The following is a 14,908-nucleotide window of genomic DNA, read 5'->3' as shown; positions in this document are numbered from 1 at the left end:
AGGAGGCACCAGCCGGAAATGGCCACCAGAAACGCATTCTATGCCCAATCAGGCGGTGTGACCGCCGTCATTAACGCCAGTGCCTGCGGGGTTATCCAGACCGCCCGCAAGCATCCCGATCAGATCGGCAAGCTCTACGCCGGGCGCAATGGGATCATCGGCGCGTTGAAAGAGGAACTGATTGATACCAGCCTCGAAAGCGATGAGGATATCCAGGCGCTGATCCACACCCCGGGCGGTGCGTTTGGGTCCTGCCGTCACAAACTGAAGAATTTTTCCGAGAACAAACGGGAATACGAACGCCTGATCGAGGTGTTCCGCGCTCACGACATCGGCTATTTCTTCTACAACGGTGGCGGCGATTCCCAGGATACCGCTTATAAGGTGTCCCAACTTGCCGAAAAAATGGGCTACCCGATTACCTGCATCGGCGTACCCAAAACGGTGGATAACGACCTGCCCTTCACCGACTGCTGCCCCGGTTTCGGCTCGGTGGCCAAGTACATCGCAACCTCTACCCTGGAAGCAAGCCTGGACATTCGCTCCATGTGTGACACGTCCACCAAGGTGTTCATCCTGGAAGTAATGGGGCGCCACGCTGGCTGGATAGCCGCATCTGGTGGCCTTGCCGGAAAAGGCGAAGGCGAGCCGCCTCACGTTATCCTGTTCCCGGAAGTGCCCTTCGAGCGTGAGCGCTTCCTTGAGCGCGTGGATTTCTGCGTCAAGGAATACGGCTACTGCGTGGTCGTCGCCTCGGAAGGCGCCCAGTATGAAGACGGCCGCTTCCTGGCCGATGCCGGTGCCAAGGATGCCTTCGGCCATACTCAGCTTGGCGGTGTCGCGCCAGCGCTGGCCAACATGGTGCGCCAGGCCCTTGGGCACAAATACCATTGGGCTGTAGCCGATTACCTGCAGCGCAGTGCCCGTCACATTGCGTCCGCGACGGACGTGGAGCAGGCCTACTCCGTAGGCAAGGTGGCCGTGGAAATGGCGTTGGCAGGTAAACAGGCGCTGATGCCAACAATTGTGCGTGAACAGTCACGCCCCTATCGCTGGCATATTGGTGAGGCACCGTTGAGCGAGGTCGCCAACCAAGAAAAGAAAATGCCGATCCATTACATCACGGATGACGGCTACGGCATCACGCAAGATTGCCGCGACTACCTGGAGCCACTGATTCACGGCGAGAGCTTCCCGCCGTTCGATGATGGTCTTCCGAGGGTCGCGAAGCTCAAGAATCAGCTGGTCGAGAAAAAACTGAAGGCCGACTTCCAGTTCTAAGCCGCTGACCTACAAGAGAGGCGCCACCGAATCATCGGCTGGCGCCTTTTTTTGCAGAGCCGTTTATCCACCAGCAGCTTCGAACCGCTGCACGTAGTGCGAGAAATGGTCGAACCCGCCAACGTGCTCTTCGCCTACAAAGATCTGGGGCACCGTGTACACGGGCTTACCAATGGCTTTCTCCAGATCCGCCTTGCTGATGCCTTCCTCGATCATGTCCACGTAACGGTAGGGAATGTCCCTGATCTCGCACAGTTGCCGGGCGCGCATGCAAAAACCGCAGGATGCACGACCGTAGATGGTGACATGATCCATAAACTGACTCCTGTTCAAAACAATGGGCGACCCTGCGTTTCGCAGTCGTCGACAAGCTATAACGTATGGTGGCACGCCCAGTAGAAAAATAAAATTAATGAACTGAATAGTACCGATAGCCTGGACTGATACATCCAGCGCTATCGGTCCTCACCGTATTGCCTTACCCAGTCAGGTGCTCATGTTTTCAGGCGGCTCAGTTCCGTCTCCAGCACTTTTACCTGCTCGTCCAATGTCTGGCCGCTGCCACTGACCCGTTGCGCCAACGCCCGGAGATCGTTGGCGGCGTCACCGATACGGGTGAGGTTGCGATTGATCTCTTCACTGACGGAACTCTGCTCTTCGGCCGCCGTGGCCACATGGGTGACATGCTCAACAATGGTTGCTATGCGCTCAACCACTGAGGCCAACGAGTGGTCCGCCTCGCGGGTTCCCTCCACCGCTCTTGTTGCGCGATCAACGCCACCCTTGATCACGGTGACGGCGCCGCCCACGTCGCTTTGAAGGCCATCAATCATCTGGCTGATCTCATCGGTGGACTCACGGGTTCGTGAAGCAAGCGTTCTGACTTCGTCGGCCACTACCGCGAAGCCTCTTCCCTGCTCACCGGCCCGCGCCGCTTCAATGGCTGCGTTCAGCGCCAAAAGGTTGGTCTGTTCCGCGATTCCCCGGATCACTTCGATAATGCGGTTAATGTCTTCACTGCGAGTGGCAACCTGGCCTATAGCCGTACTGGCCTCATCCATATCGCCCGCCAATGCGCCCACGCCGTCCAGGGCAGACGTCAGCGTATCCTGGGTAAAGCGGATACCATCCTGAGCCATCTGCGCGTTTTCCGCCGCTTCACCCGCGAAACCTGCCACTTCGCCGGCAGCGGCGGACATTTCGTTCATGGCGGTAACCACACTTTCGATGTCCTGATGCTGGTTTTCGGTTTGCTCATCCGTTTCCTTGGCGATCACATCCACATCCGCCGCCTGCTGGCTGACCTTGGCGTTGACCTCCTTCAGATCGTTGATCATTTCCCGTAACCGGCCCAGGAACTGGTTGAATCCGCCGGCCAGCTCGATCAGCTCCGAATGGGTATCAATGTTCAACTCACTGGTCAGATCCCCTTCGGCGCTGGCCAGATTCTTCATCCGGTCACGGATTTCGTTCAAGGGTTTGGTTACCGAGCGAACCAGCACCACCAGGATCAGGATCGCAACGACCGACACCAACACACCCACCATAGTCTGTCGCCCGGCGGTGGTGTCTACCTCGCTGGAGAGCAGGCTGGTGATTTCGGCTACGTCAGCCAACGCGGTCTGCCGTGGTAATTCGATCAACAGTGACCACTGGGCATCTGGCAGATCAATCTCTATGGGGTAAGACACGGCCAGGGTGTCGCCATCGTCATAGGTACCGCCGTCATTGTGCAGGGAAGTGTATGTTTCGGCCTGCCCGGGCAGTGCTTCCGACAACGGCCTTCCAAGATACTCGCTGTAGTGGCTGGACGCAGCAATCAGCCCCTTACTGCTCAGCAGGGTCACCCTTGATGCGCCGTTGTAGAGGTTGTCGCTGACATTCTGAATCGCTTTCTGGAGCGTAGACAGGTTGAGGTCAACGCCAGCCACGCCCGCAAATTCGTTCCCGTTCATGATAGGCACGACCAGGCTGGTCATCAGTTCGGTATAGCCCTCTTCAATTTCGTATTCGTAGGGCTCCATGATGCAGGGCTCCCGGCTATCCCTGGAACACAGGTACCATTCCGCCTCGCGAATACCGAACTCATTCCGGTTGTCCAAATACTTGGTCGAAGGATCCTCGGTGCGACTGAACACCACATCGCCCTCCAGAGAGCGGTAGTAATAGATTTCCAGGGTACCGTCATCGCTGCTGTGTTCTTCGACGCCACCGGTGAAGTAGCGGTCCTGGCCGTCGTAGGCGTCCGGCTCGAATTGGGCATAGATGGAACTCAACCCCTCCTGCTCCTCCAATACCGCACCCACCGTTTCCTGAAGGGCAACGCGGCTGATGCGGCCGGAACTATCCGCCTGTATATTCCGGTTGATGACGTTGCGGACGACTTCCGGTGTCCGATACGCTGTGGCAAACATGCCGCTGACGACCTCACCGTATTTCCCGGCGGTTGCGCTCAACCGGTCGATGGCAAGGCTGCGCACCGTGTCACGGGTTTCGGAGGTGATTCGCTGCTCCATCTGCCCCAGGGAAAGTTGGGCGGTCACCACAATACTGATTCCCATAACCAGTAGCAGCGTAATCACCAGGGCATAGAGTTTGAAGCGCAGTGACAGTTTTTTCATTGATACAGCAACCTGTCTCGGATTGGAGTTCATTATCAGCTTGATGCCCTAGAAGGCACAGCTGCCATTAAAGCCTGATCAGCATTCACCTCAACAGGAGCGTCCATTGGCCTATCTCACCTTGTTTATGACCGCACTGGCCGCAGCAACGATACTCCCGGCCTATTCGGAGATTCTCCTTGGCGGCATGGTGACTCAAGGCTATTCGCTCTGGTGGATATGGCTCTGGGCGACAGCGGGCAACACCGCAGGCTCGGTTATTAACGGGGTTATCGGCCGGCAGGTGGATCGCTTTAAGCACAAACGCTGGTTTCCGATTTCCGAATCCCAGCTCGAAAAGGCCCGCACCCGCTTCAACCGTTACGGGCAATGGTCACTGCTTCTGGGCTGGCTGCCACTGGGTGGCGACGCGCTAACCCTGGTTGGCGGGATCATGCGCGTGCCCTGGCTCAACTTCGTGGTCCTGGTGGCCATCGGCAAAGGAGCGCGCTACGGCTTGGTCATCTGGTTGGTGCTGGAAGCATCGGGGGTTCCGGGATCGCCGTAGAGGTATTCCCGGAGCAGGTCCTCACCGTTGAACTCCGCATTCAGCACCGCGATAAACGTATAGACCCCGATCAGCTTTCGGTTGAGGAACACAAATTCCTTCGGCGGCACCTTGAAATAGCGACTGATGGCCGAGCGCGCGGCCTGACGCGCCACCCGCGACGGCAGGTCGCTCTGTTTCCAGCGGTACTGGCCGCGGTCGTTCACGGCCTCATCGGGCCAGTTGCTTCGGTCCCTCGACAGTGGCTCCAATACCGACATGCAAACCTTGCCAAACGTATCCAGAACGTCTTCGGGCCAATCCCGGCTCATGAAGCGCAACCGGATACCGCCATCAATTACCCCCGGCAGGTCGCCCTCGTAGGACGCCCGGATCATCTGGATGACCGGGTCCAGGAAGGTCGCTGAGTAGGCCTGTACCGCTCCAAAGTCCAGTAACACTATCTGGTCGGTTTCGCTGTCCGCGCCTTCCTCGCCGGCTATACGGATCCGATAGTTGCCAAAATTGGGATCCGTCTGGATTTCGCCCCAGATAAACAACTCGCGGAAGAACAATTCCAGCGCGGCGCGCCCCAACTCGCTGCGACGATCCAGGGCAAGTTCCCGTACCGCCACTGAACTCACGGAGTGCCCCGGTTCGTAGGTGGAGGCGATGACATGGGCCGTGCAGTACTCGTCCAGAACACGGGGCACCACAAAACGGGGATCGTCCAGCAGCATCTGCCGAAATTTCTCAGTGGTACGGGCTTCGAGGCGGTAATCCACCTCTCGGTGCATCATGTCCCGCACCTCTTCCAACCAGTCGTTGAACTCAGGACCGAAGGACACCAGGCGGGCAACTTTCAGCAACTGTGCCACCGCGTTAAGGTCACTGTCGACCGCCTCGTCAACGCCGGGATACTGAACCTTGAGCACCAGTTCCAACCCGTCGCTACGCCGGCGCGCTCGATGAACCTGCCCCAGTGACGCCGCGCCAATCGGGTCGGGATCCACCTCGAGCTCCGCCAAACGGTCAGCACCCAGTTCAGCCTTAAGCACACGCTCGATCGACGGCCATTCCAGCCAGGTGGTCTGGTCTTCCAGGGTATGCAGCGCTTCGGTCACTTCCTCAGGCAGGAAGTGCTCGCCGTACAGAGCCATCACCTGCCCGATCTTGACGACACTGCCCTTGAGCTTGCCCAACTCCTCCACCAGGAACTCCGCCTGGCTGGATAGCATGGCACGGTGTCGGGCCTCCCGCTTGTCCTTGCTACTGAACCAGTTGGTAGCCATGTGGGAGGCCATCCGAGTGCCCGCGAAAAGCCCCGCCCTGGTGAGGGTGAGCCGGCGCTCAAAGCTGCCGGTCTTGATACGTGCAACAGATGTGCTTTTGGGTCTGGATGCCATCAAAAACCTGCTCGGTTCTGTAAGTGTTGGCGCTATCAGCCTGTATGACCATTATACGGATACCCGGGCCCTCAAACCTAACCGGCGTGCCGTCAATTCATTGCCCTTGGGGCCAATGCAAACTGCCCCTTCTGTGTTTACTTCTGTCCTTGGTGAAAGGTTTTACGTTTTTACACAGACCCCACAGCCAAAGCCGTTTAGTATAAAAATGTGGTCGACGACCTCGCCACAGATGCCCAAAACAACAAGACAACAACAATGACACAAACCACCAGCAGACCCTCCGACACCAAACTGTCACAGTTCCGGGTGAAGGGTGAAATTCCGGTTCCGATGCTGATCGGCTGGCTTACTCTTGCAGCGGTCCCCATCCTGCTGTTCTTCGCATGGCGGTCCCTGGACCGCGGAATGCCTGGCTCCGCCACAACTCTGATCGTCTTTGCCGTGCTGCTCGGTGTCAATGGTATTGTTTATCTCATCAGCCACAACAGTACCCTGCAACGCCGCGGTTTTATTACCGCGATTACGATCCTGTTCACCTATCTGGCAATCAATGCGGTGGAGGACGGCTCTGCCATTATCTGGCTGTTTGCCTATCCACCCATCATTTTCTACATCAGCGAATCGAAAGTGGGCGTGCTTGCCTGTTCCGGTGGCCTCGCGGGGGTGGGCCTGCTGTTCAGTCCGCTCGGGGACCTGGTTTTCGATTCGCCCTACAGCACCAGTTTCCGACTCACCATGCTTGCCGTACTGGGGTTTGAGATGTCCACCTGCTACGTCCTGGACCAAAGCCGGCGGCGCAGTAAACTCGGACTGCTGAAACTGGCTGCCGAGTTCGAATACGCAGCCAAACACGACGCCCTGACCGGGCTTGCCAATCGACGTGAAGCTCACGAACAACTGGAAACCGAATATCAGCGCTACCTGCGCAATTCGCGCGGCTTTTCGGTGTTATTGATGGACATTGATCTGTTCAAATCTGTCAACGACAACCATGGTCATCAGGTGGGTGATGAAACCATTGTGATGGTAGCCAGGACGTTGCAGGAACACAGCCGGAAAGTCGATACGCTGGCGCGCTGGGGCGGAGAGGAATACCTGGTATTGCTGCCCGAGACTAACACTGTCGAAGCCGTCAAGACGGCTAACCGCATACGCCAGACCATTGCATCAACACCCATAGAGGTCCAGGACGGGAACATCAACACCACCATCAGTGTCGGAGTAGCCACTATCCACGGCACCGAGTCCGTCGACCGCCTGCTACAGCGCGCCGACGAAGCGCTTTACCGGGCAAAAACTCTGGGGCGAAACAAAGTGTGTGATTTTGAGACTACCCACGGCTAGCAAGGCAACCGCCTCAGTCGGCACTGGAGCTGAGCTTTACCAGCCAGTTACCCGTCGAACAGCGCCACCCGCCAGGCCATTAACCAGTTCATCCGACAGAGTAGGTGCAAGGCCGGCAACGGTTGTCTCGGGGACGAAGTCGCTGACCTGGCACATCGCCATGCCAGCATAGCCACAGGGATTGATCCGGCGAAACGGCTCCATGTCCATGGCCACGTTCAGGGCCAGGCCATGGAACGAACACCCTCGCCTTACACGCAGTCCCAGCGACGCAATCTTCGCTTGTTCTACGTAGACACCGGGCGCATCCGGACGTGGCGCTGCCGTCACCCCCATACCCGCAAGCGTCCGGACAATGGCCTGCTCGATGACATCAACCAGTGAGCGAATTCCCAGGCGGTGGCGGGTCAGGTCTATCATCAGGTAGACCACAAGCTGACCAGGGCCGTGATACGTCACCTGGCCACCGCGATCCACCAGTATCACCGGGATATCACCGGGGGCCAGTATGTGCTCAGCTTTGCCGGCCTGCCCCTGGGTGTAGACCCTTGGGTGTTCCAGCAACCAGAGTTCATCGGGCGTGGAGGCATCCCTCTCGGCCGTGAACGATTTCATTGCTTCCCAGGTTTCCAGGTAGGGCTGTTCACCCAGATCACGAACGATCAGCTCGGCCATCAGGTTACAGCACCATATGAACCCGGCCGCTGGCCTTGAGTTCCTCGAACAGGGCTTTCAACTGCGGCTCGCCCGTGGCAACGATCTTAAGGTTTACTGAGGCAAATCGACCGCCGCGACTGTCTTTCACCGTCACGTCGTCGTTCGAAATGCCAGGGGCATGCTGCTCCACAACGCCCACCACAAACTCGACAAAGTCTGGCGCGGCGTCCCCGATTACCTTGATCACGTAGTCACAGGGAAACTCGATCTTGGGTGCCTTTGGTTCGCTCATCTCGGTCTATCTCCTACAGGCAACTCGCGCCCTTACTCGAAGAGCTGAACAAAAAATAGTTTGATGGCGTCCCATATCCGCTTGAAGAAACCACCTTCCGGAATGTCGCTGAGCGCCAGTACCGGCTGATCCACGACCACATCATCGCCGAGCTTCACTGTTACCTGCCCCAGTTCGTCGCCCATGGAAATGGGCGCCTTGATCACAGAGTCGAGTTCCACGGTGGATTCCAGTGAGTCTCTTGAGCCTCTGGGAATGGTGACGTAGACGTCTTCCGTCAGTCCGACAGACAGACTGTCACTTTCGCCACTCCAAACCCGCGCTTCCAGCAGTTCCTGTCCGGCACGGAACAGGCGCTCAGTCTGGTAGTAACGGAAGCCATAGTTCAGCATTTTCTGGACTTCCTGAGCGCGGGACGAGGTGCTGTCAGTGCCCATAACCACTGCGATCAGCCGAGTGTCATTACGTTTGGCTGACGCCACCAGGCAGTAACCGGCTTCCTCGGTATGGCCTGTCTTCAGCCCGTCGACACTGTCGTCACGCCACAAAAGACTGTTGCGGTTAGGCTGACGAATGTTGTTGTAAGTGAAGTGCTTCTGCGCATACAGCGGGTAGTTTTCCGGGTAGTCATTGATGATCGCCTTCGCCAGGAGGGCCAGATCGTAGGCAGTGGAGAAGTGATCCGGTGCAGGCAATCCAGTGGCATTTGCAAAACTGGACTCGTTCATACCCAGAATCTGTGCCTGCTGGTTCATGATATCGACGAACGCCCCTTCACTGCCGGCAATGTATTCGGCCAGTGCCACCGAGGCATCGTTCCCAGATTGAATGATGACGCCCTTGAGCAAGTTCTCGACCGACACCTCTGTGCCTTCCTGAACAAAGGTACGGGAGCCTTCGGTTCGCCAGGCGTTGACGCTGACTGGCACCATGTCGGACAAGGAAATCCGCCCCTCATCCAGTTCCCGTTCCACAATATACGCCGTCATCATTTTGGTCAGACTGGCCGGCGGCAGACGCTCATGACTGTTCTCTTCCATGATAATCCGCCCGGAAAGCGGATCCATCAGGATGTAGGAACTCGCCGCGATCTGCGGTGATGATGGAATCAGAACAGCCTGTGCCGCAACCGGCATTGCCGGAAGCAAGATCAGGAGCAGAACAGCAGAGAAGGCTCGGAACGCTTTATTTAGTGCCATGGGTCCATTCAGTTTCAAGTAAGTGACTGGTTCAATGAGTGTCGGTCAGAAGTATTGACTGACCAAATCCGTGAGTTTCAAGCAGGCTCTGGGCTCTCAGGGCTTCATCCTCATCCCTGAACGGCCCGACCTGAACGCGGTGAAAGCGGCCAGAGGCCGTCTCCACTTCCCTCACCCGCATTGGGTTTGCGACTGCACGCCGCGCCCGATCCAGAAGGGCTTCGGCCGGGTTGCGCTGGCTGAACGAACCCAGTTGCACGAACAGGGCCTCGCTGGCCGCGCCAGGGTCCGTCAGGCGCTTTGCATCCACAGGTGCTCCCGATTCCGGGAACGGCTTGCCGGCAAGCGTCATCGAGCCGTCACGACTCACCGTGATGGCGGCCACCTCGACCCTGGCCGTACCCCTGCCCTGATAACCCAGCTTTTTGGCCGCAGCGTAGGAAAGGTCGATCAGGCGATCCCCATGGAAGGGGCCTCGGTCATTGACCCTAACCACCACCGAGCGACCGTTATCGAGGTTGGTCACCCGTGCGTACCCTGGAATTCTCAGGCTCTTGTGCGCCGCTGACATCTCGTACATGTCAAAAACCTCTCCATTCGAGGTTTTGTGACCATGGAACTTCTCACCATACCAGCTCGCAGTGCCGCGCTGAACATAGCCATCGTTACTGCCGACGACATGATATTCCTTGCCCCAGACCTGGTAGGGTGACTTGTTTCCAGCGCGGCGCGGCTCCTCAAATCGAGGCGTGGCATCGGCAAGCCCCGATACATCGAAGTTGCCTGAGGGCGCACGGTCCTGGCTCAGGGTGTAACGGGAGGAATGGTCAGGTTCGGGCGATGATGCACACCCTGCCAGCAGCAGTACCCCGAAAACCAATAGTAAAACATGGCGTTTCATCACGAGCTGTTACTTTCCCCATTGTTTTCATTTGCCAGCGGTCGCATCCGCTCTTGGAGCGCATCTGCCAACTGGTACACCGCCATGGCGTATAGATGACTGTGATTGTAGCGGGTTATCACATAAAAGTTATGGTAGGTCAGCCATAGTTCAGCGCCCTTATCACTGACTAGACGGATCGCCCTGGCTTTAGCGTCGCCGGGCACATCCAATTTCGGGACGATACTCGCCTGCCGATAGTCGTTGACCGTCAACGTCGGCTTCAGTTCCCTGGTCAGTAATGGTGAGTTATTCGGCAGACTGTCACCCACCTGCTCCGCTACAGGCTCACCGGTTTGCCAACGATGGGCGTGAAAATAATGGGCGACACTGCCGATGGCATCCACGGGATTGGCCAGGATGTCGGTAACGCCATCGCCGTCAAAATCAAGAGCGTAATGCCGGTAGCTGCTGGAGATGAACTGACCGTACCCCATCGCCCCCGCGTAGGACCCCGTCACTTCCAGAGGGTCAAAACCCTGTTCGCGGGTCATCAGCAAATACTGGACAAGCTCGCTGCGAAAAAAGCGACTCCGGGGCGGATAGTCGAATGCCAGAGTAGCAAGGGCATCAAGCACCCGATACTTCCCTTTGTAGGTGCCATACCAGGTTTCGACGCCGATAATTGCTGCGACGATTGACGCAGGTACACCGTACTCACGTTCGGCGCGCTCAAAGGCTTCCTGATGCTGCTTGAGAAAGTTGACGCCCTGCTCTATGCGCTCCTCACGTATAAAGATCCGACGGTATTCGTACCACTCAAGGGTTTTCTCAGCCGGTCGGCTGATAGCTTCCAATATCGAGTCACGGCGCTGCGCATTGGCCAGTATTGCCGACACACGCTCGGCTTCAAACCCGTAACGTTCCGACATTTCACGAACAAAATCGCGGCTTTCAGGTGTTTCATTGTAGGGACCGGCCTGTACAGGGGAAGCAAAGCACGCCATCACCCATCCGACACCTAACCAATACCTGACAGCTTTCATGAATCCCCTTGACTGGCTTCGACTCGAGAACCTTATCAATACAACGTCACCACAGCTGCGGCCCGTTATCGCGGCCAAGATTACCATGGCTGCGGACCCGGCAACCATTACTCCCTGTCCATGGTCGGTGCCGAGTCATCACGCGCTGATCATCCGCCTATGGGTATGGACCGACATCAACACCCCAAACGCCGCCATCAGCGTTACCCCTGAGGTTCCGCCATAGCTGACCAGCGGCAGCGGCACACCCACTACCGGCAGAAGACCACTGACCATACCCACGTTGACGAAGACGTAGATAAAAAACGTCATGGTCAGCGCGCCCGCCAGCAGCCGGCTGAACGAATCCTGTGCCGTCGATGCAATGTAAAGGCACCGCAGAACAATCAGGAGGTAGAGCACCAGAAGAACAAGCATACCCACAAAGCCAAATTCCTCCGCCAGCACCGCAACGATGAAATCGGTATGGCTCTCAGGAAGAAATTCAAGATGGGACTGCGTGCCCTGGAGCCACCCCTTGCCATCCATGCCCCCCGAGCCAATAGCGGTCTTGGACTGGATAATATTCCAGCCGGCGCCAAGCGGATCGCTCTGCGGATCCAGCAAGGTCAGTACGCGCTGCTTTTGATACTCACGCATAACGAAGAACCACATCAATGGTGCCGCCACTGATAACATGGCAAGAAAGGCGCCGATCAGGCGCCAGCCCATACCGGCAAAAAACACCACGAATATCCCTGCGGCGCCGACCAGCAACGAGGTCCCCAGATCCGGCTGCAGGATGATCATCGCCATGGGCGCCAAGACAATGAGTAACGCCACCGCAACATGGCGAAGTCTGGGAGGCAGGTAATGGCGCGAAAGGTACCAGGCGGCCATCATCGGCACTACCAGCTTCATCAGCTCCGAAGGCTGGAAGCGGGGCAACCCTGGAATGGCCAGCCAACGCTGTGCTCCCTTGGCACCAACGCCAACCAGTAAGACCGCTGCCAATCCCACAATCCCGGCCAAAAAAAGCCAGGGCGACCAACGCCGGAACACAGCCGGGTCAAGTTGGGCGAACACGAACATCACCACCAGGGCCACCCCCATCCGGATGCCCTGCGCTTTCACAACTTCCAGGTTGCGGTCGGCCCCGCTGTACAAAACGAACAGCCCACCCGCGATAAGGGTCAGCAACAAGAACAGTAGAATCGGGTCGATATGCAACACCGACCATATTCCCCTCGGGCCTGACAGGGGGTGACGTGCCGACTGATTAAACAGGCTACTGGCTTGCATCAGTGGCTCCCCTCCCCGGATGAACCAACCACGATTTCACTGCCTTTCCCGGAGAAATCCAGCAACCAGGCATCAAACATGGCCCGGGCAACAGGCGCAGCCGTTCCGCTACCGCTACCACCGTTTTCAACGATAACCGCAACGGCGATCTGTGGGTCTTCTACCGGTGCAAAGCCGACAAACAGAGCGTGATCCCGCAAACGCTCACGGATTTCCTCTTCGTCGTACTCTTCATCCTCGGCGAGGCTGAACACCTGCGCTGTACCGGTTTTGCCAGCCATTCGATAAGGTGCCCCCTTTGCTGCTCTGCGGGCCGTGCCTTTGTTGCCGTGCATCACTTCGGCCATGGACTCCACAACAAACTCCCAGTCATCCGGATTTTCAAGCTCGATGGACTGGTGCGTACCCGTCGGCAGCGCCTCATCAATCGATTGATCACCCTTGATGTCTTTCAGCAGCCTCGGTTCGGCCCAATGACCACGGTTCGCGATCACGGAGGTAGCGGTCGCCAGTTGTAGCGGCGTCGCCAACATGAATCCCTGCCCAATACCAAGGTTGACCGAATCCCCGGGATACCAGGGCTCGCTGTGGATAGCACGTTTCCAGTCACTGGAGGGCAGCAGGCCGCTGAGGGCTCCGGCAACGTCCAGGGTGGCGTCTTCTCCGAACCCGAAGTCGGAAAGGTATTTGTGCATGGTATCGACGCCCATGGTCACAGCAGCCTCGTAAAAATAGATGTCACAGGATTCTGCTACCGCTGACTTCAGATCTACCCATCCGTGACCGCCCCGCTTCCAGTCACGCCAGCGTCGACCGCCAGAATTCAGCTGGTAGTAGCCGGGATCCCAGATGGTCTTGTCCCGGGTAACGGCATTGCTGTCGAGCGCGGCAATGGCCAACATGGGCTTGAGGGTGGAGCCAGGTGGGTATTGGCCCCGTAAGGCACGATTGAAGAGGGGCTTATCCACGCTTTTGCTAAGTGATCGATAGGCTTCAACACCTATGCCGGTCACGAACAGGTTGGCATCAAACCCGGGCACACTGGCAAGGGCGAGGATCCCTCCGGTGGAGGGTTCGATGGCAATAATGGCGCCACGCCGGCCATCCAGCAGGTCGTGAGCGAGCCTCTGCAACCGCAAATCCATATGCAACTGAATATCTTCCCCGGGCACCGGGTTTTCGCGCTCCAGTACCCGCAGGGTTCGGCCCCGCGCATTGGTTTCCACATGCTGGTAGCCGACTCGCCCGTGCAGGAGCTCCTCGTAGAAACGCTCCACCCCGGACTTGCCAATATAGTTGGTCCCGGCATAGTTCACCGGATCAATTCGCTGCAGTTCCTGTCGGTTGATGCGCCCCACGTAACCAAGGGCGTGGGCAGTCAGCGTACTGTGCGGGTAGTACCGAACCAGTTCCGCGGACACCTCGACACCGGGCAACTCATGGCGATGAACCGCAAGGCGCGCGATTTCCTGCTCGTTCAGGTCGTAGCGCAGGGGCAACTCCTGGAACGGACGACGAGGCTCAAGCAGCCGACGCTGGAACCGTTCCATGTCTTCCTCGGAAATACTCAGCATGCCCCGGAGCTTTGCCAGGGTCTGCTCCATGTCATCAACACGCTCGGGCACCAGCGTCACGCTGAAGACCGGGCGATTCTCTGCAAGCAGGACATCGTTGCGGTCATAGACCAGCCCCCGGGGAGGCGCCACGGACTGAACCTGAACACGGTTTTTGTCGGAAAGCGTGGTGTAGATGTCATGTTCCACGACCTGCAGTTGGTACATCCGGGCGATCAACACGCCCAGCAATACAAAGACCAGCAACAGCATGACAAAGGCACGACGCTGAAACAGACGCCGTTCGGCAGCGATGTCTTTGAACTCTCCCCAGGGCATATTGGCTTCCTAGGCCCGATGATAAGGATGATTACGGGTGACGGACCAGGCGCGATAGAGCTGCTCGGCAAGCAGGATGCGCACTAACGGATGAGGCAGGGTCAGCGCCGACAGCGACCACAACTGATCGGCCCTGTCCCGGCAGGCGTCTGCAAGGCCATCCGGGCCTCCGACAAGAAAACTGACGTCGCGACCGTCCAACTGCCAGCTTTCAAGCTGGCCAGCCAATTTTTCAGTGGACCAGTTGCGTCCGCCAACTTCCAGTGCAATCACCCGGTCACGAGGACCCAGCGCCGACAGGATTGCGTCACCCTCTCGCTGCATCAGCCTGGGGATATCCGGGTTCTTGCCACGATGGGCCAGGGGAATTTCCACCAGATCAAGAGACAACTCCGGCGGCATCCTGCGGGCATACTCGTTATACCCCTGGCTGACCCACTCGGGCATTTTCTGCCCTACACAGACCAGGCGTAACCGCAT

14 protein-coding genes are annotated in these 14,908 nt (G+C 57.8%); 3 read left to right on the top strand and 11 right to left on the bottom strand.

Annotated elements, in window-relative coordinates; genetic code table 11:
• Positions 1-18 precede the first annotated feature (18 nt).
• A complete protein-coding gene (locus AC13D2_RS06340) occupies positions 19-1,281 on the top strand; it encodes a 6-phosphofructokinase (protein WP_036203882.1) in 1,263 nt (420 codons plus the stop codon).
• A 63-nt stretch (positions 1,282-1,344) separates the two neighbouring features.
• On the opposite strand, the gene AC13D2_RS06335 is transcribed toward AC13D2_RS06340, so the two are convergent.
• Positions 1,345-1,596: a GrxA family glutaredoxin gene (locus AC13D2_RS06335; RefSeq protein WP_292049722.1), complete on the bottom strand. Its 252-nt coding sequence runs from the start codon at positions 1,594-1,596 to the stop codon at positions 1,345-1,347.
• Between the two features lie 179 nt (positions 1,597-1,775).
• Positions 1,776-3,902 (bottom strand): methyl-accepting chemotaxis protein, encoded by a 2,127-nt coding sequence (locus AC13D2_RS06330; protein WP_300496669.1) that lies wholly within the window; start codon positions 3,900-3,902, stop codon positions 1,776-1,778.
• A gap of 106 nt (positions 3,903-4,008) precedes the next feature.
• On the opposite strand from AC13D2_RS06330, the gene AC13D2_RS06325 reads away from it, so the two are divergent.
• Positions 4,009-4,449 carry a YqaA family protein gene (locus AC13D2_RS06325; protein WP_292049720.1) on the top strand — a complete coding sequence of 147 codons (441 nt, stop codon included), beginning with the start codon at positions 4,009-4,011 and terminating at the stop codon, positions 4,447-4,449.
• On the opposite strand, the gene AC13D2_RS06320 is transcribed toward AC13D2_RS06325, so the two are convergent.
• Positions 4,392-5,834: an ABC1 kinase family protein gene (locus AC13D2_RS06320; protein ID WP_292049719.1), complete on the bottom strand. Its 1,443-nt coding sequence runs from the start codon at positions 5,832-5,834 to the stop codon at positions 4,392-4,394. The two genes, AC13D2_RS06325 and AC13D2_RS06320, sit on opposite strands and share 58 nt — an antisense overlap.
• Positions 5,835-6,092: 258 nt before the next feature.
• Here AC13D2_RS06320 and AC13D2_RS06315 point away from each other — a divergent pair, with 258 nt between their 5' ends.
• Positions 6,093-7,181, top strand: coding sequence for a GGDEF domain-containing protein (locus tag AC13D2_RS06315; protein ID WP_292049718.1), 1,089 nt, complete (start codon positions 6,093-6,095; stop codon positions 7,179-7,181).
• Between the two features lie 36 nt (positions 7,182-7,217).
• On the opposite strand, the gene lipB is transcribed toward AC13D2_RS06315, so the two are convergent.
• The 8 genes from lipB to rlmH all read right to left on the bottom strand — a co-directional run bounded on the left by lipB (position 7,218) and on the right by rlmH (position 14,908).
• The gene (lipB, locus tag AC13D2_RS06310) at positions 7,218-7,856 is read right to left on the bottom strand and encodes a lipoyl(octanoyl) transferase LipB (RefSeq protein WP_292049717.1); all 639 of its coding nucleotides are present in this window, start codon (positions 7,854-7,856) and stop codon (positions 7,218-7,220) included.
• A 4-nt stretch (positions 7,857-7,860) separates the two neighbouring features.
• Entirely contained in the window at positions 7,861-8,130 is a 270-nt protein-coding gene (locus AC13D2_RS06305) for an HP0495 family protein (RefSeq protein WP_036203854.1), read from the bottom strand.
• A 32-nt stretch (positions 8,131-8,162) separates the two neighbouring features.
• Positions 8,163-9,329 carry a D-alanyl-D-alanine carboxypeptidase family protein gene (locus AC13D2_RS06300; protein ID WP_300496673.1) on the bottom strand — a complete coding sequence of 389 codons (1,167 nt, stop codon included), beginning with the start codon at positions 9,327-9,329 and terminating at the stop codon, positions 8,163-8,165.
• A 31-nt stretch (positions 9,330-9,360) separates the two neighbouring features.
• Positions 9,361-10,230: a septal ring lytic transglycosylase RlpA family protein gene (locus AC13D2_RS06295; RefSeq protein WP_292049715.1), complete on the bottom strand. Its 870-nt coding sequence runs from the start codon at positions 10,228-10,230 to the stop codon at positions 9,361-9,363.
• On the bottom strand, positions 10,230-11,255 hold the full coding sequence (gene mltB / locus AC13D2_RS06290) for a lytic murein transglycosylase B (protein ID WP_292049714.1): 1,026 nt from the start codon (positions 11,253-11,255) through the stop codon (positions 10,230-10,232). Before mltB ends, AC13D2_RS06295 begins: the two co-directional genes overlap by 1 nt.
• 138 nt (positions 11,256-11,393) lie before the next feature.
• A complete protein-coding gene (gene rodA, locus AC13D2_RS06285; RefSeq protein WP_482938352.1) occupies positions 11,394-12,536 on the bottom strand; it encodes a rod shape-determining protein RodA in 1,143 nt (380 codons plus the stop codon).
• Positions 12,536-14,428 carry a penicillin-binding protein 2 gene (gene mrdA, locus AC13D2_RS06280; protein WP_482938351.1) on the bottom strand — a complete coding sequence of 631 codons (1,893 nt, stop codon included), beginning with the start codon at positions 14,426-14,428 and terminating at the stop codon, positions 12,536-12,538. The genes rodA and mrdA overlap by 1 nt, the downstream gene beginning before the upstream one ends.
• A 9-nt stretch (positions 14,429-14,437) precedes the next feature.
• Positions 14,438-14,908 carry a 23S rRNA (pseudouridine(1915)-N(3))-methyltransferase RlmH gene (rlmH, locus tag AC13D2_RS06275; RefSeq protein ID WP_300496677.1) on the bottom strand — a complete coding sequence of 157 codons (471 nt, stop codon included), beginning with the start codon at positions 14,906-14,908 and terminating at the stop codon, positions 14,438-14,440.

This window comes from Marinobacter sp. B-12 (genome assembly GCF_056857915.1).
This window is presented reverse-complemented; position numbering and strand designations above follow the sequence as displayed.